Source organism: Acidaminococcus nyctereutis, from assembly GCF_052216985.1.
Lineage (GTDB): Bacteria > Bacillota > Negativicutes > Acidaminococcales > Acidaminococcaceae > Acidaminococcus > Acidaminococcus fermentans_A.
In genome coordinates, this window is sequence record NZ_JBQOUY010000001.1 from 21271 (window position 1) to 41187 (window position 19917).

A 19917-nucleotide genomic window follows, 5' to 3' on the forward strand; every position below is an offset into this window, starting at 1 on the left:
ATGTTTATTCCCGTGCTTTCGCCGGTTCCATATTTACCCGGCAGCCCCGGATGGTGTTCCTGTGCATGACACCCAGGACTTTTTCCGCATATTCCATGGGCACTTCCACAAAGCTGAACTTGTCATAGATGCTGATCCGTCCGATGCTCCGAGCGGGAATCTCCGCTTCGATGGCAATGCTCTGGATGATATCCCGGACGGTGACCCGGCTGGAACGGCCGATATTGATGAACAGACGGACCATGCCCGGTTTGGCCCCGGTATTAGCCAGGGAATCCGGCAGGGTTTCCCCTTCTGCTTCCGGCTCTTCCAGGGCTTTGGCCCCTTCCTGCATGAACTTCAGAGCGGCGGCTGCGATATCCTGGATATCGTAGTCTTTTTCCAGGGTCTCCACAATGGGCAAGTAATCTTGATACCGGTCCTGTTCCAGGATGGTCTGCATCTTGGAAACGATCTGTTCCCGCTGCCGTTCCAATACACTGGCATCTGTGGGCAGGGTGCCACGGATGATCTTGGTCTTGATGCTCCGTTCGATCAGTTTCAGCTGACGGAATTCCCGGGGCGTAATGAAGGTCAGGGCCACGCCGGTATTCCCAGCACGGCCGGTCCGGCCGATCCGGTGCACATAGCTTTCACTGTCACTGGGCACGTCGAAGTTCACCACATGGGTGATGTTATCGATGTCCAAGCCTCTGGCCGCCACATCCGTGGCCACCAAGATATCCACCTGGCCGCTGCGGAATTTCTTCATGACCCGGTCCCGCTGGTTCTGGCTCAGATCCCCATGGAGACCTTCGGCTTCGTAGCCTCGGGTGGCCAGGGCGATGACCAGTTCATCTACACCTTTCTTGGTCCGGCAGAAGATGATCATCTTGCAGTCATCGGTGGTATCTAGGATCCGGCACAGGCCGTCCACCTTGTCCCGGGTCTCGTAATAGTACTGGTCGATAGTAGGCGCCGTCACCACTTCTTTGTGGATGGCCACCACCTTGGGGGCCCGCATATACTTTTTGCTGATGCTCAGAATAGGACGGGGCATGGTGGCAGAAAACAGCATGGTCTGCCGTTCCGGAGGCACGTTCTTGATGATGTCTTCCATATCATCCACAAAGCCCATATCCAGCATCTCATCGGCTTCGTCCAGCACCAGGAAATTCACGTATTCCAGATCGATAGTGCCCCGGCGGATGTGGTCCAAGAGCCGGCCCGGCGTCCCGATGACCACTTGGATGCCCCGTTTCAGGCTGCGGATCTGCCGTTCGATGGGCTGGCCACCGTAGACCGGCAGCACCCGGACCCGTTTGGTCCGTCCGATCTTGCTGATCTCATCGGCCACTTGGATGCACAGTTCCCGGGTAGGGCTCATGACCAGGGCCTGGATATGCCGATCTTTTTCATTGATCTTCTGGATGATAGGGATCCCGAATGCGGCAGTTTTCCCAGTACCCGTCTGGGCCTGACCGATCAGGTCATCACCTTCCAGTGCCAGGGGGATGGCCCCTTTCTGGATGGGGGAGGGTTCTTCGAAGCCCATTTCCTTCAGGGCAGCCAGGATCTTCCGATCCAGATGGAGATCTTCAAAAGAAGTGATCTCCTGGGTGTTTTCTGTTTGTAACGTTTCTGTCATAATTTCTCCTTCAGTCTATTGCAAGGGGAGCATCCCACGGAGTGCCCCCTCCAGGTTCCGTTTTACAGCGCTTTGACCCGGTCCATGGCCAGGGACAGTGCGTTCATGGCCGCCCGGAGTTTGATGGTGGTCCGGGCTGCCTTAAACCGGCATTCCAGGACTTTCGTTCCGTTTTTGTCTGCTGCACCGATGTACACCAGACCTACAGGCTGGGTGGGGGTTCCGCCCCCGGGGCCGGCAATGCCGGTGATGCTGATGCCCAGATCCGTTCCGATCTTTTCCCGGATCCCCTGGGCCATTTCCCGGGCCGTCTGTTCGCTGACGGCAGTGTAAGTGTCCAGGGTTTCCTGTTTCACCCCCAGCAGCCGGTGCTTCACATCATTGGTATAGGAGACCACCGAACCCATGAGATATTCCGAGCTGCCGGGGATATCGGTGACCAGGCTGGATGCCAGGCCCCCGGTGCAGGATTCGGCAAAGGCGATGGTCAGGTGCTTCTCTTTCAGCCGTTTCCCCAGGGCTTCCGAAAGGGTCTCGTAATCTACTCCATAGATATACTGTCCCAGGATGGCCCGGATCTTCTCTTCGATGGCCAAATTCATGGCCTCCGCCTTTTCCAGGGTATCGTTCTTAGCCGTGATGCGGATGATGATCTCCCCTTTGCGGGCGTACAGGGCGATGGTGGGGTTGGTCTGAGCCATGATGATGGCATCCAGTTTTTCCGCCACCATGGATTCCGTCAGTCCCCGCAGATGCAGCACCCGGGAATGGATGATTCCCTGGGCTGCATAGCTCTTCCGCAGGTAGGGCATCACCTGCCGGCTGAACACATGGGTGGTTTCCGCCGGGGGGCCCGGCAGCATAACAATCAGTTTGTGATCCGGGGTCCAGACACCCACTCCCGGTGCCGTTCCCACATCATTGTTGAAGACCACCGCCCCTTCCGGGATCATGGCCTGTTTCTTGTTGTTTTCCGTCATGACCACATGCCGGGCGGCAAAATACCGGGTCAGCTTATCCAGCCAGAAGGCGCTGGGCACCAGGGGCAGATGGAGTTTCCTGGCCACCATTTCCTTGGTGATGTCTCCCCGGGTGGGCCCCAGGCCCCCGGTGGTGATGATGATGTCCGCCCGCTCCAGGGCAATGGACAGGGCTTCCAGCAGTCGGTCCCCGTTGTCCCCGATGGTGGTCTGGTACAGCACATTGAAACCCGCATCGTTCAGGGTCCGGGACAAGTACTGGAAGCTGGTGTTCACAATATCCCCCAGCAGCAGTTCCGTACCTGTATTGATGACTTCTACGTTCACGGCTGATCACTCCTTTACGATCTGTCCCACAGCTTCGTAGGTGAAGCCCTGGCTGATCTTGACTTTCACAAAATCCCCAGGCTGGAGGTCCGCCGCTTCTTCCACATAAATCTTCCCGTCGATGTCCGGGGCTTCCGCATAGCTGCGCCCCAGGGCCAGGTTGGGATCTTCCTCATCCTTGCCTTCGATGAGCACTTCTAGGGTACGGCCTTCCCGTTCCTGCTGGATTTCTTCGGAAATCTCCGCCTGGAGACTCATCAGGGCATGGTACCGGTCCTGTTTCACTTCGTCCGGGATCTGGTTGGGCATGGCCCCGGCTTCGGTGCCGTCTTCCTGGCTGTAGGGGAACACCCCGGCACACTGAAACCGTTCTTTTTGGACAAAATCCAGCAGCTCCTGGAACTGTTCATCCGTTTCTCCTGGGAAACCCACGATGAACGTGGTCCGCAGGCAGATATCCGGCATCCTTTCACGCAGCTTGGCCAAAAGGGCTTCCACCTGTTCCCGGGTATCCCGCCGATGCATGGTATGGAGCAGGCTGTTGCTGGCGTGCTGGAGGGGCAGATCCACATAGTGGCAGACTTTGCGGCACTGGGCCATGGTCTCGATCAATTCATCCGTAAAGGAATCCGGATAGCAGTACAGTACCCGGATCCATTTCAGATCCGGCAGGGTATCCAGATCCCGCAGCAGTTCTGCCAGCCGCAGTCTGTGGTACAGATCGATGCCGTACTGGGTGGTATCCTGGGCCACCAGGATCAGTTCCCGGACCCCCTGGCTCACCAGTTCCCGCGCTTCCTGGAGGATCTCTTCATAGGGACGGCTCCGGTACGGTCCCCGGATCTTAGGGATGGCGCAGTAGGAACAGCGGTTGTTGCAGCCTTCCGCGATCTTCAGGTACGCCGTGTACTGCGGGGTGGCCAGCACCCGTTTGGCTCTCTGGGTATATTTTTGCGGCGGCTTCAGCAAGGTGAAACGTTCCCCCGCTTTCACCCGGTCGATGACGCTGCCGATTTGATCATAACATTCTGTGCCGATGATGGCATCCACTTCCGGCAGGTCCGCAAACAGTTCATCCGCATACCGCTGCCCCAGACAGCCGGTCACGATCAGTTTCCGGCGGGCATCCGTCTTCTTGTATTCGGCCATCTGCAGGATCGTATTGATGGATTCTGTCTTGGCACTCTCAATGAAGCCGCAGGTGTTGACGATGATCACATCGGCATGGGTGGGATCATTGGTGATGGTCCACTGCCGTTCCCGGATCAATCCCATCATGACCTCTGAATCCACCAGGTTCTTAGGACACCCCAGGCTGACTACTCCGATTTCCAAAATATTCTCCTTCCTGTGCTCGTTACTTCGCTTTGAAGGTCCGAGTCACTACGCCCCATTCTTTGGAACCATAGGGCACTTCTTTCCCGTTGACGGTGATGACCACATCCCGGATGCTGCCGAAATTGACAGAAACGCTCTTATCTCCTTTGTACGTACGGGTAGAGCCTTTGGCCACCGTAGCCGCTTCCACCTGTCTGCCGTCAATGGTGGTCTGGGTCCAGACCGGCTTCTTATAGGTGACCACCACCGTCAGCCCGCTGCCTTTGCCCAAGGTCTTCGTATCCCCCTTGGGTTCTTCCTCTTTTTTGGGAGCTGCGGCTTCCGTTTCCTTCTTACTTTTCTCGCTTTTTTCCGAAGAATGGTCGGATTTGACCCCATCGGTGATGGTATTGGTGGTCTTCAGTTCCGGCGAAGTCTTTCCGCCGAAGACGAAATAGGCCATGACGAGGGTGAAAACAGCCAGGCAGACCACAAAGACCGTGGTGAATACCTTGAAGCTGAAAGCGGGGGCCTTGCTATCCCCGGCGGAAGTAGCACCGAATTCTTCTCCCGCTTCATCCTCGGGTACGGTTTCATAGAGATTCTCATCGATGAAATCCCGGATCCGGTCCAGCCAGCTTCCCTTGTGAGCTTTTCCGGCATCCAGGACTTCCTCCATTTGCTCCCGGTCCAAGGCCTGTTCCGTTGACTCCAGCCCTTCTTTCTGCAGGTGAGAGGGCTTTTCTTTTGGGATATCCGAAGGCTCTTCCTTGCCTTTGGGCTGTGCTCCCTGGGACGGCTGATCCTGGTGGGCCTGTGTCTTTGCTTTCCCGCTCGCCGCCTGTTTCTCCTGGTCCAGCTGCTCGGTCGGCAGCACTTTCTGCTGAGGAGGTACAAGTTTCTCTGTCTTGATAGTTTCTTTGGCTCCAGCCAGGGACGGTCTTACAGGTGCCATGATCCGGGTCGCATCCATGGACGCCTTTTCAGCAGCAGGTTCCTGCCTGGCGGCTGGGACTTTGTCCTGGTTCGGCCGGTGGGCTGCTCCATGGCCCACTGGTTCCATCTGTTTCAGGGCCGTCACCTTATCGAAAGGTTCCCCACCCGCTTCTGAGGGAGAAACCGCTTGTTTCGCCGGAACTGCCGGGGCAGCAGGTTCCCGGCGGAGGATCAGGGTGTCCGTGCTGGGAGACGGAGAAGGAATAGATTCCTCCACTGCCTTCAGGATTTTTTCCGGTTCGCTTCCGGTCCGGTATGCCTCCACCAGTCCGTTGCCGTCCAGCCCCAGATAGTTCCCATAATTGCGGAGGAAACCCCGGATAAATACATCCCCTGGGATCTTGTGGAAATCTCCCTCCTCCAAGGCAGCCAGATAAGGTTCCCGGATGCCGGTCTCTTCCGCAGCCTGCTGCAGGGTCAGCTTCCGGTTTTCCCGGTGCTGCCGTAAATAGCTTCCAATTTTATTTTTCATGGTTCGTCCTCTTTCTTAGGCGGTGGGTATCGATCGTGCCAGCCAGGGAATCCCGGCCTTCCGGCTTCAGACTCCCTCCTGCTTCAGTCCTTTGGTGAAGAACTTCTCCTTGATGGTGGTAGGGCTCATAAGGAGCGGCCTGGGTTTGCTGCCGTCCGCCGGCCCTACGATGCCCTTTTCTTCCATAGCATCCACCAGCCGGGCAGCCCTTGTATAGCCGATCCGGAACTTTCGCTGGAGCATAGAAGAGGAAGCCTGCTGGGTGGCCATGACCAGTTCCACGGCATCCTGGAACAGTTCATCCTCTTCGCTGCCTTCTTCCTTCTTCTCCTCATCCGCTCCATTGAGCTGCTGAGTGGTCACTTCCTGAGTATAGGACGTGGGGATGGCTTCTGCCTTGATGAAATCTACCACCCGGTTCAATTCGTCGTCTGCGATATACGCTCCCTGGACACGGATGGGCTTGTTGGCTCCCGTAGGGAAGAACAGCATATCCCCCCTGCCCAGGAGTTTTTCCGCTCCGCTGGCATCCAGGATGGTCCGGCTGTCGATCTGGCTGGATACGGCAAAGGCAATCCGAGAGGGGATATTGGCTTTGATGGTCCCGGTGAGTACGTCCACCGACGGCCGCTGGGTAGCCAGGATCAGGTGGATCCCGGCCGCACGGGCCTTCTGGGCCAGCCGGAGGATAGCATCTTCCACGTCCACCGCCGCTACCATCATCAAATCGGATAATTCGTCGATGATGACCACGATGAAGGGCAGTTTCTCCCCGGGCTGGACCAGGGCATTGTAATCGTCGATCTTCCGCACCTGGGTCTTGGCAAAGAGACTGTAGCGCCGTTCCATTTCCACCACCGCCCAGTGGAGGGCGGAAGCAGCCTGTTTGGGCCCGGTGACAACAGGGGTCAGCAGATGGGGGATGCCATTGTAATTGGTCAGTTCCACCACTTTCGGATCTACCAGGATCAATTTCACTTCATCCGGAGCCGCTTTGTACAGCAGGCTGCAGATGATGGTGTTGATGCATACGCTTTTCCCGGAACCGGTGGATCCGGCGATGAGCAGATGGGGCATCTTGGAAAGATCCGCTACCACCACATGGCCGGAGATGTCCTTCCCCAGACCGATGCAGAGCTTGCCCTTGGCATTCTTCACTTCCGGACAGTCCACGATGGACCGGAAAGAAACCGGTTCCGATGTCTTGGAGGGGACTTCGATGCCGATGGCCGCTTTCCCTGGGATGGGTTCGATCCGGACGCTGGAAACTGCCAGCTTCAGGGCAATGTCTTCTGACAGGTTCTGGATCTTGTTCACTTTGACCCCGGGGGCCGGTTCCAATTCATACCGGGTCACCGACGGTCCCTTGGTCACGTTCACCAGGGTGGCATTGACTCCGAAATCATGGAGGGTCTGTTCGATGGTCCCTCCCTGGGCTTCGATCTCTGCCTGGAAATTCTTCTTGTTCACCGGTTTATCCCGGTTCAAAAGATCCAGAGGAGGGAATTCGTAGGGAATGACTTCCCCCGTTTCTGCATTCTCCAGCTGGGCTGTCTGGGCTTCCGGGCTGGGGGCTTCCCACTGGGGGTCCTCTTTAGTCCGGGCATCGTCCGCCGTGGTAATGGTGAATTTCCGGGGCGGTTCCCCCGTCCCTACCTGTTCCTTCTGGAATTTCAGGAGAGGCGCAGTACCGGCCGCCGTCACCTTCTCTTTCAGCCGTTCTGCCAGTGTCGGTTTCTTTTCCGGCTCCGGTTTCCGGTTGTAATAGCCGTCATCTTTTTCCTGGTCATAGAAAGAATCGTGATGTTTCTTCCGCCGTTCCTGGTAGTCTTCCCATTTCTGGGCTACGGTCTCCGCGCCTTCTCTCACCCCATCCTGGGCCGTGAGCAGCGGACTGCGCAAGGAGAATTTCCCGGAAAGGACCAGGGACACAAGGGCAGAAGTCACCAGGATGATCCCAGAGCCGATCCGGCCGACGGCCTTTGTGAAAACAAACACGATGGCGCCTCCCAGGAGGCCGCCACCGGTCATCAGATACTCAGGGATCAGTTCCTTTCCTTCCGGAACCTTGTGCATATGCCACAGGCTCAGGACAGAAACAAGGAACAGCAGGAGCGTAAAGAACTTCTTGGAAAACCGCAGATGCTCGTGATTCAGGATATACCCCAGGCCCAGCACCAGCACATACAGGGGAAAGAGGAAGGCCCCCATCCCCAGCGCATAGCGCAGCACCTTATTGAGGTAATCCCCGGCACTCCCTGTGGGGAGCCCGGCCAGGGCGCAGAGCATGAAGAGGGCGAAAGCCGCCAGCAGGATGCCCAAGACTTCCCGGTTAAAGGTGAATTCGATTTTCTTGTTATTTCTGCGAGTCCGTTCTTTTTTTTCCACGCTGTTCCCTTCCTGAAGATTTTTTGTCAGTCAGATCAGATTTCCATGATCAGAGGGAGGATCATGGGACGCCGTCTGGTCTTTTCGAACAAGTACCGGCTCAGGCTGTCCCGGACGGCACTCTTCAGTGCGGACCATTCGGTGATGTTGTTTTCATGACATTTATCCAGTGTGCTCAGCACCCGGTCCCGGGCCCCTTCCATCAGTTCTTCGGATTCCCGGACATAGACAAAGCCTCTGGATACGATATCCGGACCGGCTGCGATCCGGTAAGTGCTGTGGTCGATGGTCACCACTACGATGAGGATCCCATCTTGCGACAGCTGGCGGCGGTCACGGAGCACCACATTGCCCACATCTCCTACGCCCAGGCCGTCGATGAGTACCCGGCCAGCGGTGACTTTCCCGGAGATTCCGATGGAATCTCTTGTCAGGTCCACCACGGAACCATTTTCAGCGATTACGATATTTTCCTTGGGCAGGCCCAGCTGCATGGCCAGCTTCTTATGTTTCACCAGATGACGGTATTCCCCGTGGACCGGCATGAAGAACTTGGGATGGACCAGCCGGTGCATCAGTTTGATCTCTTCCTGGCTGGCGTGGCCGGATACGTGGATCCCCTGTTCCCGGCCGTAGATCACTTCTGCTCCCTGTTTGTACAGGTTGTCAATGGTCCGGGCCACACCCTTTTCGTTGCCCGGGATCGGAGTAGCGGAAATGATCACCGTATCTCCAGGCATGATGGAGACTTTCCGATGGTCGCTATTGCTCATCCGGGTCAGGGCGCTCATAGGTTCGCCCTGGCTGCCAGTGGTGATAATGGCAATCTGCCGGGGAGCATAATTCCGACATTCATCGATATCGATCAACACGCCCTGGGGCACCTTCAGATACCCCATTTCAATGGAAATGTTCACCACATTCACCATGCTCCGGCCGATGACAGCCACTTTCCGGCGGGTCATCACAGCCGCATCGATCACCTGCTGGATCCGATGGACGTTGGAAGAGAAGGTAGCGACGATGACCCGGTTCTTGGCCAGCCGGAACTGTTCGTCCAGGGTCTTGCCTACGCTCTTTTCGCTGGGCGTGTACCCGGTCCGTTCGATATTGGTGGAGTCGCTCATCAGCAAGAGGACGCCTTTGCGGCCCACTTCTGCCAGCTTGGCATAGTCCGTGACCTGGCCGTCCACCGGAGTCTGGTCGAACTTATAGTCACCGGTGTGGACGATGACCCCTACCGGTGTATGGATCGCCAGGGCAACCGCATCGGGAATGCTGTGATTGACCCGGATGAATTCCACCCGGAAGGCGCCAGCCCGGACCGTAGCCCCCGGCTTCACCATCTTGCATTTGCTGTCAGAGACGCCGTTTTCCTTCAGGCGGCCGGACAGAATCCCCAGGGTCAGGGGCGTCCCATAGACCGGCACATCAAAGTCTTTCATGACATAAGGCAGAGCCCCGATATGGTCTTCGTGGCCGTGGGTCAGGAAGATGGCCTTGAACTTGTCCTTGTTTTCCATGAGGAAAGTGGTATCGGGGATCACCAGATCGATTCCCAGCATGTCATCATCGGGGAATGCCAGGCCGGCATCCACCAGGATCATGTCATTGCCGTACACGAATGCGGTCATATTCTTGCCGATCTCTCCCAGACCGCCCAATGGGATGATGGATAATTTCTTTTGCTGCCCTTTATTGTTATTCAAAGGGGCACCTCCTTTATAATTTTGCATATTAAAAGATTGGAGTATCTTTGCGTTCCATACTCCCTTTCGAAACTATGTTTTCAATTCCCGTATCCCCTACGAATCCGAACGATGCAGTCACAGTCAGATCCTGTAGGACTAGTCTCTTGTTCACCATTATACAGGTTTGATGCGTGTTTTGCAAATGGAGTTTTGCCAATGGTCTCAGGAACTGACCTTTCTTCCATCCCTGAATTGTTCGGCACCGGGTGCTAACGGCAGGACAGGCGCCTGGAAGAACGTTTTTTCTGCATCCCGGGGCAGCCAGGGATATTTCCTCTGGAGTTCCCCCCAATGGGGCCAGAACCGCTGGAGGATCCCAGCTAAGGACTCCTGAGAAAGCCGCTCCCGGGCTACCAGGAGGCACTGGACCCCTACGCTGCTGCAGGAACGGGTCTGGTTGGGATAGGTCCCTACGGGGATGGTCACCGGCTGGTACAGGGGATAGGCGCCCAACAGGCCATCCAGTGCCTGTCCCTCCACCGGGATGAGGACCAGTCTCCGCTGCCGGGCCAGCTCTTTCAGCGCCGGATGGGGCAGGGAGGAAGTCAGGAAGGCCGCATCCACCGTCCCTTCTTTCAAGGCCCGCACTGTATCGGTGACGGACAGGTACTGGACCCGCACATCATCCTCTGTCAGGCCGGCGGCTTCCAGGATCTGCCGGGCGTTCAGGGAGGAGCCGGATCCGGCTGCCCCCACAGAAACCGTCTTTCCCTTTAGATCCTGGAGCTTGCGGATCCCGGTCAGGTCGTAGGTGATGATCTGGACTGTTTCCGGATAGAGCACCCCCACCTGCTGGAGATCGTCCAGGGCCCTGTCCTGGTATATCCCAGACCCGGTCCGGGCATACCAGGCCACGTCGCTCTGGACTAGGGCCAAATCAGCCTTTCCCTGCCGCAGGAGTTCGATATTGGCCAAGGATCCGCTGCTTTCCAAAGCCTTGAGGGATGGGGTCCGGCCATCCTGGTCCACACTGGCTGCCAGGTCATTTCCCAGGCTCCCATAACTGTCCAGGCTCTGGCTGGCAGCCAGTGTCAATTCTTTTGCGATTTTCCGCCCGCCGGGTCCTTGGCCTGCTTTCCCTCCACAGCCTGTGGTCAAGAAAAAGAGCAGGGCCAGAACCGAAAGGACGATTTTCTTCATGCCGTTCCCTCCTTGTTCTCCCTGCTCCTGTCAGCGTTGGAAATAGTCCATGGTCTTCCTGAGGCCAGCTTCCAGATCAGTGTACTCCTGCATCCCCAAGGTCTCCTTCAGAGCTTTATGGCTCAACACCGAGGCATAGATATCTCCCGGCCGTACCGGACCATACTGGACTTCCATCCGATGGCCCAGGACCTTCTCCAATACGCCGATCAGCTGATTCAGAGAGACTTCCTGGTTGGTGGATACGTTCAGAGTGGCATTGCCGGCATAGCCCACGGCCAGGCACATAGCCCGGGCGATATCCCCCGCATAGACAAAGTCCCGGGTCTGGTTCCCATCCCCGAAAATGGTCAACGGTTCCTTATGGGCGATTTTCCGGGCAAAGATGGAAATCACGCCCCCTTCGCCGGTTTCCCCTTGTCGCTCTCCATACACATTGGCGAAGCGGAAAATCACATGATGGAGGCCGGACACCTGGCTGTAGAGACGGATATAGCTTTCTCCCACGGTCTTGGACAGGCCGTAGAAGGAAGTCGGGGCCGAGACTTCTGTTTCCGTAAGGGGCAGATGCTGGTTGTCCCCGTAAATGGCCGCACTGGAAGAGAAGATGATCTGTTCCACACCGCTTTTCCGACAGCCTTCTAAGAGATGGACCAGGCCAGCCACATTCAGATCCTCATCGGCTTCCGGATGCTCCATGGAATAAGGCACCAGCGTCTGGGCAGCCAAATGGATCACCGTCTGGAATCTTTCCCGCAGCAGGAACTCTTCCAGTTCCCGGGACCGGATATCCAGCAGATGGAAAGGCACTTCTTTCGGCACATAGGCCCGCTTGCCGGTGGACAGATTGTCCAGGACGGTCACTTCACAATCCCCCTGCTCCAAAAGGGCCGGGACCACATGGGAACCGATGAACCCGGCTCCTCCTGTCACTAAGATCTTTCTCATGAATCCATTTCCCTCCGATCACGGATCTTGGTCAGAATATCCAAGCCGAAACATTTGATGGTCACAATGGCGCCAATGGTGAACGGGATGTATTCACAGAAGAACCGCCACAGGACAGCCAGCACCCCGGAGACCCCGGGAGGAAGCAGCGAATTGAACAGGACCAGGAAGCCCCCTTCGGCTACGCCGCTGCCGCCGGGGGTAGGCGTGAAATACAGCACCAGATTGATCAGGCACATCCGCCCCATGATGATATAGTACGGCAGATTGATGCCGAAAGCCTTGATGAAGACGGGCACCACCGAATAGATGAAAAGCAGGCTGATCCCCGATTCAGCGAAGGCACGGAAGACCTGGCGAGGATTGTCCTTCAGCATGAACATGGCCTGCTGGAAATCCCGGTAGCCCAAAAAAATTGCTTCCTGGACACGGGGCGAGAAACGGCGGCTGAACCGGGCCAGCCATCGTTCCAAGCGGCCGCCCATGATCAAGTGCCATAGCAGCCAGGGAGCCCCGATGAAGAACGCACACACCAGGATGATGACACTGGTGGGCATCCAGCTGACCAGTTCCGGATCAAAGAAGAACACCACCGGCATCATGAGGAACAGGAAAAGGATGGAAAAAACGGTCCGGACGATGATGATCAGGGTGGATTTGGCCACCGGCACCCCAGCCCGCTTCATGAACATGAGCATGGCGATGCCGCCTCCCCCCTGCCCCGGTGTCAGCAGAGCCAGGAAGTAGTTGCTGAAGACCGCATAGAAAATATGGGCATAGTCCATCTTCTCGCCGGAAAGCCGTGTCAGGGTGATCAGCCGGGTGGCGTCGAAAAACAGCCCTACGGACAGCACGCCCAGTGCCAGGAGGGCATAATACCATTTGAAGGTTGTCAGATATTCCAGTGCCCGTACATCGAAAGTAAAATAAACCACGCCTGCTGATACGAGGATGATTACGACAAACAATACGCACAGCATGCGGAACAGAGTTTTATTCATAGAGTATGACCTGCCAGTGATTTTATAGTTTATGGATCCAGGGAATCGATTCTCAGGCTCCCGATGGAACATCATTTCATATTATAGCATAGGAGGGAGGGAAAAAGGGAAAACAAATGATAAATTGCCCAAGGACCGCCCTCTTTACAGGGCATCATCCACCTGTGCGGTCTTTTCCTTCTCTGTCTCCGGGACCGTTTCCTGGTCCAGGAGATCTTTCGGCAGATCGGCGGGACGCACCGTCAGGCTGCGGATGGACACGTCGATATTTTTCACCGGCATGCTGGTCATCCCTTCCACCTTCAGCTTGATCTTGGTCTGGAGGCTTTTCACCACTTCATAGATGGGCGCTCCGAAGAAGAGGATGATCTCCAGGAAAATGGTCATCCCCTTGCTGGTGTCCGAAGGACGGCGCACTTTGATGGATGTGATCCGGTCCACTTCCCGGTTCTTTTTGACCACGATGCGGACGATATCGCTGACCACATAATCGGACACAGTGATTTTCCCATAATAGCTGAAAGAGGGCCGGACGATGGACTTTTCCGGCAGGGCATGGTGCTTCTTGTTCCGGGAAAACAGCCGGTGCGGCAGATCCACCAGGACCCCGGAAAGATGGGGCTTTAGTTCGATGGTGGGTACCGGCACCACATGTTTCCCTTCTTTGATCCTCGTCTCCCGGGCTTTTTTCATTTCCCGGGTGGTGGAAATGTCCTGGATATAGACCGTCTCCGAAGGAGCCGGCACCTGGAGCCGTTTACAGATGGTCCGGACCATCTTATCCGAGGTCCCGATCACCAGGAGGGTCTGGATATCGCTCTGGGCAAGGGCTTCCCGGACAGCCTGGCAATGATCCTTTTCCATAAAGATGGCCCTCTTCACTGCCTGGACCTTGTTCTGTTCCGTCTTGGCGCTGGTCCCGGCCAGGATCTTGGTTCCCTCGATCAAGAGTCCGTCATCGATGATGCCGTCACAATGGTGGTCGTGGGCCACACCGATGGCCCGGAAACTCTTCCCGGTGCCGCTGGGTCCCACAAAGGCTACAACTTTCATGTTCAACACCTGCTTTTCAGGGAGATACGGCGCCGAGGCCGTTTACTAGGTACAAAGATCAAGGTCGCTTCCCGCCGACGATCCCTGCCACATCTTGGTATGGTACGGGAAATTCCCCCAGATGCCTAGGGAACCGCCCTGGATTCCCATGGAGATCGCTGCCACCGCTGGTCAAAAGGCCGTGGGCCCGGGCCGTCTGGAGCCAGTCATGATGGGGATGTTCCTGGAGGACGGAGGGATGCCACACTTCCAGGCCGTCAAAGGGCACCGTATCCAGCAGTTCTTCCGCCAATGCTGGATCTCCGATTTCCGCCGGATGGGCCAGGACGGCCAACCCGCCCGCCCCGTGGAGCAGTGCTACCGCCTCTCGGGGCAGGAGCTTCACCTGACGGCAGTAAGCGGGACGTCCGCTGGCAATCAGGGCATCGAATACGGCCTGGGTATGGGAGAACAGCCCCTTCTTCACCAGCACCCGAGCGATATGGGGACGGCCCAGGCTTTTGGATCCGTTGGCCTCCTGCCGGACTTCGGCAAAAGTCAGGGGATAGCCCAGTCCGTTGACTTTTTCGATGATCTTCCGGATCCGGGCGATCCGTCCCACCCGAGTCCAGGTCATGGCCTGGAGCAATGCCCGGTTCTCCGGATCGAAATGATACCCCAGCACATGGACATCCCTGCCCTTGTAATCCGTATCGATTTCCACCCCCCGGATCAGCTGCAGATCCAGATGGCGGGAATGGATGGTCCGGGACGCCCAATCATAGGCCTGGATATTGTCGTGATCCGTTATGGCCAGGGCTGTGATCCCGGAAGCACGGGCCTGGGCAATGATCTGTTCCGGAGTATACACTCCATCAGAAAACGTAGTATGGATATGTAAATCAGCCAGCATGGCAATTCTCCTTCATCTCTTCTTATCTTTTGATTATACCATAGAGGGAGAAAAAAGGAAAAAGGAGCTGCTAAGATGAAAGCCTTCCTTTTTACTAGTTTATAAAGGATCTTCCATTTTGCTGAAAACTATTTTACACGAAGGAGGGTCAGCCTCTGCTTCCTCATCTCTCGCCAGAACAATCCCCCGATCAGCACATCGGCCGTCAGCCAGCTCAGTGGATAGCAGTACATGATGTTCCGATAGGTGGGGTTGGCGGCGTAAAAGGTAGCCAGCCACAGCATCCTGACACCGACGATGCTTACCAGCATGGCCAGGGCCGGCGCCAGGGAATTGCCGAATCCCCGCAGGGAAGCGGACAGGCTTTCGTAGACGGTGGATAGGAAATAAAATCCGATGATGAGATGGATTTTTACAAGGCCCAGTTCCACCGCTTCTTCCTGGAGTCCAAAGATTTCCAGGAAAGGCCTGGCCATCAGGAAAACCAGCCCGATCAGGCCGCAGGTGAACAAGAAGTTCAGGCAAAGCCCCCGGCGTATCACTTCCCGGCAGCGTTCCTGGTTTCCGGCGCCGAAATTCTGGCTGGTGAAGGTGGTGATAGCCTGGCCGAAAGCGATGATGAAAGGATAGCTGTTGATTTCCAGTACATAGGCCGCAGCCGAGGCCGCCATGGCCAGGGCTCCTTCGCTGTTGATGGCGGACTGGATCACCATATTGGACAGGTTGAACACCATGCCCTGGATCCCGGCGGGCACCCCCACCCGGAGGATTTCCCGGATGTCATCCAAGCGGATCCGGATGGCCCCCGGGTAAAAATGGAGCACCCCATGTCCATAGCGCAGCATCCGGAGCAGGAGCCCGGAACTCACATAGTTGGCCACCGCCGTAGCCACCACCACGCCGGCCAGCCCGAACCCCAGGAATACCGCCAGGAAATTCCCTCCGATATTCACCAGGCTGGCAGTGACCAAGGACAGCAGCGGGGTGCGCACATTCCCATGGCTGCGGTAGATGGCGGAAAGGAAATCATACAGGGTCATCCCCGGCATTCCCAGCAGGTAAATGCGCAGGTAGAATTCCGAGGAGGCCCGCACTTTCTCTGGGACCCCCATCCAACCCATGAGGGGACCCGCCAGGATTTCCCCTATCACCAAAATGAAAAGTCCGGTCAAAAGGGCCATGAGCACTGTGGTATGGACGGCTCCCGACGCCTCTTTCAACTGCCGGCCTCCCAGCCGCCGGGCAATGAGCACATTGGCCCCCAGGGAGATTCCCAAAAAAAGATTGACCATGACCCCGATCACTGGGGCATTATTCCCCACCGCTGCCAGGGCTTCCGTTCCCACGTACCGCCCCAGGACCATGATGTCCGCCGTATTGAACATCTGCTGCAGGATCCCAATCAGGGCCACCGGGATGGCAAATTGAAACAAAGGCTTCGTCAGAGAGCCTTCCAGCATATTGATTTGAGAAGCAGCCAACGCACTGATTCCTCTCTTTCCAATGATTTCGAACAAATCTATTATACACATTACAATGAAGAAAAAGAACCCGTCCTTCAAAAGGGCGGGTCCTTTCCTTATTGCGTGCTCGGGACTGGCGGCTCCAGTCTTCACATCCCCTGCTCTTTGATGAAGGCCCGGATCGGTCCGAAGCCTTCGATCTTGCTCAGGGTATCTCCCTGGTTCACCAGCAGGGTGGGTGCACTCTGGACCTGGTATTTTTCTGCCAGTTCCGGATGTTCTTCGGCAAAGATCTCTTTAAAAGCCGCTCCATGTCTTTCCAGTTCCCGGACAGCCATCTTGCAGTTGGGGCAGGTATGGGTCCCGAAGAGGATCCAGGTATTTTCCTGATCCTGACCGCTCTTGGCCACACGCTTCCCTTCCGCCGGAACCGGCTTCACCGCCGGTTTCTGGAATGTCGTCCGTTCTTTCGGAGCTTCCCCCTTGCGAAGGTGGGACTGCCCCAGATCATAGACCTTCCGATCCTTGAATTCCTGGACTTTCCCATCATTCCAGTTCTGGACCGGCCGGTAATACCCGGTGATACGGCTGTAGACCTCCGTCTTCTGTCCACAGTACGGGCAGGTATACTGCTCCCCTGTCAGATACCCGTGTTCCCGGCAGATGCTGTAGGTGGGCGACAGGGTAAAATAGGGCAGCTTGTAGTTGTTGGCGATTTTCCGTACAAGCCCGGCGGCCGACTGCCAATCCGGCAGCTTTTCGCCTAAGAAGGCGTGGAATACAGTCCCGGAAGTATACAGGGTCTGGAGATCATCTTCCATATCCAGGGCCGTAAAGAGATCCTGGGTATAGCCCACCGGCAGATGGGAGGAGTTGGTATAGTACGGAGTCCCATGTTCATTGGCCGTGATGATGTCCGGATACTGTTCCTTATCATGCTTGGCCAGCCGGTAGGTGGTGGATTCCGCTGGAGTCGCTTCCAGGTTGTACAGATCCCCGTATTTTTCCTGGTAGTCCTTCAGCCGTTCCCGCATGTGGGTCAGCACTTCTTTGGTGAAGGCCAGGGTCTCTGGATGGGTCAGGTCTTTCCGGAGCCAGTTGGCGTTAAGGCCCACTTCGTTCATGCCGATGAGACCGATGGTGCTGAAATGGTTCTTGAAGGTACCCAGGTACCGTTTGGTATAGGGGTAGAGTCCGGCATTCAGCAGCTTGGTGATCACGGTCCTCTTGGTCTTCAGGCTCCGGGCAGCGATGTCCATCATATGGTCCAGCCGGTCATAGAAGTCCTGTTTGTCCTTGGCCAGATAGGCGATCCGGGGCATATTGATGGTGACCACCCCTACGGACCCAGTGGATTCCCCAGACCCGAAGAAGCCTCCGGATTTCTTCCGCAGTTCCCGCAGGTCCAGCCGCAGCCGGCAGCACATGCTCCGCACATCGCTGGGTTTCATATCGGAATTGATGTAGTTGGAAAAATATGGAGTCCCATATTTGGCCGTCATCTCAAAGAGCAGCCGGTTGTTCTCCGTTTCGCTCCAGTCGAAATCCTTGGTTATGGAATAAGTGGGGATGGGATACTGGAAACCCCTCCCGTTGGCGTCCCCTTCGATCATGTTCTCGATGAAGGCTTTGTTCACCATATCCATCTCTTTCTTGCAGTCGCCATAGGTGAAGTCCTGCTCCTTGCCTCCTACGATGGCAGGCACGTCCTTCAGATCGTCGGGACAGGTCCAGTCCAGGGTGATGTTGGAGAAAGGCGCCTGGGTGCCCCAGCGGCTGGGGGTGTTCACCCCGTAGATGAAGGACTGGACGCACTGCTTCACTTCCCTGTAGCTCAGGTTATCCTTTTTCACAAAGGGCGCCAGGTAGGTATCGAAGGAGGAGAATGCCTGGGCTCCGGCCCATTCGTTCTGCATGATCCCCAGGAAGTTCACCATCTGGTTGCACAGGGTGGACAGGTGGCTGGCAGGAGAAGAAGTGATCTTCCCGGGAATGCCCCCCAGTCCTTCCTGGATCAGCTGTTTCAGGCTCCATCCGGCGCAGTAGCCGGTGAGCATGCTCAGATCATGGATGTGCATAGCTGCGCTCTTATGAGCATCGGCCACTTCCTTGTCGTAGATTTCGTTCAGCCAGTAGTTGGCGGTGATGGCGCCGCTGTTGGACAGGATCAGCCCGCCCACAGAATAGGTCACCGTAGAATTTTCTTTCACCCGCCAGTCGTTCACCCGCAGGTAATTGTCCACCAGTTCCTTGTAGTTCAGCAGGGAGGAATTCACGTTCCGGATCTGTTCCCGCTGCTTCCGGTACAGGATATAAGCCTTGGCCACATCTGCATAGCCAGAATCGGACAGGACTTTTTCCACGCTGTCCTGGATGCTCTCTACACTGATCCGATCCTCTTTGATCTTGGGATCGAAGTCAGCCGTCACCTGCAGAGCAAGCATATTGATGATGCTGGGATGATAGTTCTTATGCAGTGCTACGAATGCTTTCGTGATGGCACTGCTGATCTTGGTCACGTCAAAATCAACGATCTGGCCATCGCGCTTAACCACGGAATACATGGCTCCATTCCCTCTTTCTCTCGAATTTACATTTCCATAATGCTCTTCCATTGTAGACCGGAATCTCCGGATTGTCAATATGTAGTGGTTCTATACAACGTTGTATACTAAATGTTGTGTCTACAAGCCACGTATCATGACACGGTCGGAAACCGCCGCCAGGCAGGTCCCGTACCGTTCCAAGGTCTTTTTATCCGGCGCCGTCAAACCAGCAAAGGGGACCGTTTCCCGATCCTTGAATGCCTGGAGATAAAAAGCGGGGATCTTTTTCCCAGTTTTGGCAACCAGCGGCTCCAGGAAATCCCTGATTTTTTCGAACGAGTGTTCATTATGCAGCTGCTCCACAACGGTTGTACGAAGCTCAAAAGGGGTCGTTCCCGTCAGCAGCTGTTCCAGGCTCCGGGTGATGGCCTCCACGGGGACATTCTCCCGTCCGCTGGTCACCCCATATTCATCGGGTGCATTTTTCCAGTCCATGGCTACGTAGTCCACCAGACCTTTCTGGAGGATCTGTTCCAGGAGATCGGGAAAACAGCCATTGGTATCCAGTTTCACCAGGAGGTCTTCTTGCTTCAGCCGTTCCAGGAACTCGGGCAGATCTGGCTGGAGACAGGGCTCGCCGCCGCTGACCACCACAGCATCCAGGATGCCCTTCCGGGCCTCCAGGTAAGCAAAGATCTCTCGGCTATCCTGGGAAGGGATCCGTCCTTCCAGCAGTTCGCTGTTGTGGCAATAGGGGCAGCGGAGATTGCACCCTCCCGTAAAAAGGGTACAGGCGACTTTCCCTGGATAATCCACCAGGGATACTTTCTGCCAGCCTGCAATATGCATCGTCTTCCCTCCCTTCTCCGCAAACTGTACTCATTATAACACCACAGAAAAAATAGAAAAGACTTGACAAAAACGTATGTTCATGGAAGACAAGGCAGGACGCGGGTTTGGAGAATTTTCTCAGATATGGAAAAAGAGGATCCTCTGGAGCAGGATCCTCTTTGTGT

Annotated in this window: 14 protein-coding genes; all 14 read right to left on the reverse strand. The window is 56.1% G+C overall.

The features are described 5' to 3' along the window. Nucleotides 1-4: 4 nt before the first annotated feature. Nucleotides 5-1627, reverse strand: coding sequence for a DEAD/DEAH box helicase (locus ACTUHY_RS00115; RefSeq protein ID WP_442826096.1), 1623 nt, complete (start codon nt 1625-1627; stop codon nt 5-7). 62 nt (nt 1628-1689) lie between these two features. Continuing rightward, entirely contained in the window at nt 1690-2934 is a 1245-nt protein-coding gene (locus tag ACTUHY_RS00120; RefSeq protein WP_442826097.1) for a competence/damage-inducible protein A, read from the reverse strand. 6 nt (nt 2935-2940) lie between these two features. After that, nucleotides 2941-4269 carry a 30S ribosomal protein S12 methylthiotransferase RimO gene (gene rimO, locus ACTUHY_RS00125; RefSeq protein ID WP_442826098.1) on the reverse strand — a complete coding sequence of 443 codons (1329 nt, stop codon included), beginning with the start codon at nt 4267-4269 and terminating at the stop codon, nt 2941-2943. A gap of 22 nt (nt 4270-4291) precedes the next feature. Next, nucleotides 4292-5719: a helix-turn-helix domain-containing protein gene (locus ACTUHY_RS00130; protein WP_442826099.1), complete on the reverse strand. Its 1428-nt coding sequence runs from the start codon at nt 5717-5719 to the stop codon at nt 4292-4294. 66 nt (nt 5720-5785) lie between these two features. Further along, nucleotides 5786-8107 carry an FtsK/SpoIIIE family DNA translocase gene (locus tag ACTUHY_RS00135; protein ID WP_442826100.1) on the reverse strand — a complete coding sequence of 774 codons (2322 nt, stop codon included), beginning with the start codon at nt 8105-8107 and terminating at the stop codon, nt 5786-5788. Between the two features lie 35 nt (nt 8108-8142). Then, complete coding sequence (locus ACTUHY_RS00140) at nt 8143-9816, reverse strand: ribonuclease J (RefSeq protein ID WP_442826101.1); 1674 nt, start codon at nt 9814-9816, stop codon at nt 8143-8145. 204 nt (nt 9817-10020) lie between these two features. Beyond that, nucleotides 10021-10998: a TAXI family TRAP transporter solute-binding subunit gene (locus ACTUHY_RS00145; RefSeq protein WP_442826102.1), complete on the reverse strand. Its 978-nt coding sequence runs from the start codon at nt 10996-10998 to the stop codon at nt 10021-10023. Nucleotides 10999-11028: 30 nt separating this feature from the next. Further along, nucleotides 11029-11946 carry an NAD-dependent epimerase/dehydratase family protein gene (locus ACTUHY_RS00150; protein WP_442826103.1) on the reverse strand — a complete coding sequence of 306 codons (918 nt, stop codon included), beginning with the start codon at nt 11944-11946 and terminating at the stop codon, nt 11029-11031. Continuing rightward, nucleotides 11943-12947, reverse strand: coding sequence for a lysylphosphatidylglycerol synthase transmembrane domain-containing protein (locus ACTUHY_RS00155; protein ID WP_442826104.1), 1005 nt, complete (start codon nt 12945-12947; stop codon nt 11943-11945). Before ACTUHY_RS00155 ends, ACTUHY_RS00150 begins: the two co-directional genes overlap by 4 nt. A 144-nt stretch (nt 12948-13091) precedes the next feature. Further along, entirely contained in the window at nt 13092-14000 is a 909-nt protein-coding gene (locus ACTUHY_RS00160) for an Asp23/Gls24 family envelope stress response protein (RefSeq protein ID WP_278675986.1), read from the reverse strand. 58 nt (nt 14001-14058) lie between these two features. Continuing rightward, nucleotides 14059-14892 carry a PHP domain-containing protein gene (locus ACTUHY_RS00165; RefSeq protein WP_442826105.1) on the reverse strand — a complete coding sequence of 278 codons (834 nt, stop codon included), beginning with the start codon at nt 14890-14892 and terminating at the stop codon, nt 14059-14061. Nucleotides 14893-15020: 128 nt separating this feature from the next. Next, entirely contained in the window at nt 15021-16409 is a 1389-nt protein-coding gene (locus ACTUHY_RS00170; RefSeq protein WP_442826106.1) for an MATE family efflux transporter, read from the reverse strand. Between the two features lie 95 nt (nt 16410-16504). Next, on the reverse strand, nt 16505-18919 hold the full coding sequence (locus ACTUHY_RS00175; protein WP_442826107.1) for a ribonucleoside triphosphate reductase: 2415 nt from the start codon (nt 18917-18919) through the stop codon (nt 16505-16507). Nucleotides 18920-19039: 120 nt separating this feature from the next. Then, nucleotides 19040-19750, reverse strand: a complete 711-nt coding sequence (locus ACTUHY_RS00180) for an anaerobic ribonucleoside-triphosphate reductase activating protein (protein ID WP_442826108.1) — start codon at nt 19748-19750, stop codon at nt 19040-19042. Nucleotides 19751-19917 lie beyond the last annotated feature (167 nt).

Coding starts and splice junctions, on each gene's coding strand:
- ACTUHY_RS00115 (WP_442826096.1), bottom strand. CDS start 1,627: ATGACAGAAACGTTACAAACAGAAAACACCCAGGAGATCACTTCTTTT.
- ACTUHY_RS00160 (WP_278675986.1), bottom strand. CDS start 14,000: ATGAAAGTTGTAGCCTTTGTGGGACCCAGCGGCACCGGGAAGAGTTTC.
- ACTUHY_RS00130 (WP_442826099.1), bottom strand. CDS start 5,719: ATGAAAAATAAAATTGGAAGCTATTTACGGCAGCACCGGGAAAACCGG.
- ACTUHY_RS00145 (WP_442826102.1), bottom strand. CDS start 10,998: ATGAAGAAAATCGTCCTTTCGGTTCTGGCCCTGCTCTTTTTCTTGACC.
- ACTUHY_RS00165 (WP_442826105.1), bottom strand. CDS start 14,892: ATGCTGGCTGATTTACATATCCATACTACGTTTTCTGATGGAGTGTAT.
- ACTUHY_RS00155 (WP_442826104.1), bottom strand. CDS start 12,947: ATGAATAAAACTCTGTTCCGCATGCTGTGCGTATTGTTTGTCGTAATC.
- ACTUHY_RS00175 (WP_442826107.1), bottom strand. CDS start 18,919: ATGTATTCCGTGGTTAAGCGCGATGGCCAGATCGTTGATTTTGACGTG.
- ACTUHY_RS00150 (WP_442826103.1), bottom strand. CDS start 11,946: ATGAGAAAGATCTTAGTGACAGGAGGAGCCGGGTTCATCGGTTCCCAT.
- ACTUHY_RS00180 (WP_442826108.1), bottom strand. CDS start 19,750: ATGCATATTGCAGGCTGGCAGAAAGTATCCCTGGTGGATTATCCAGGG.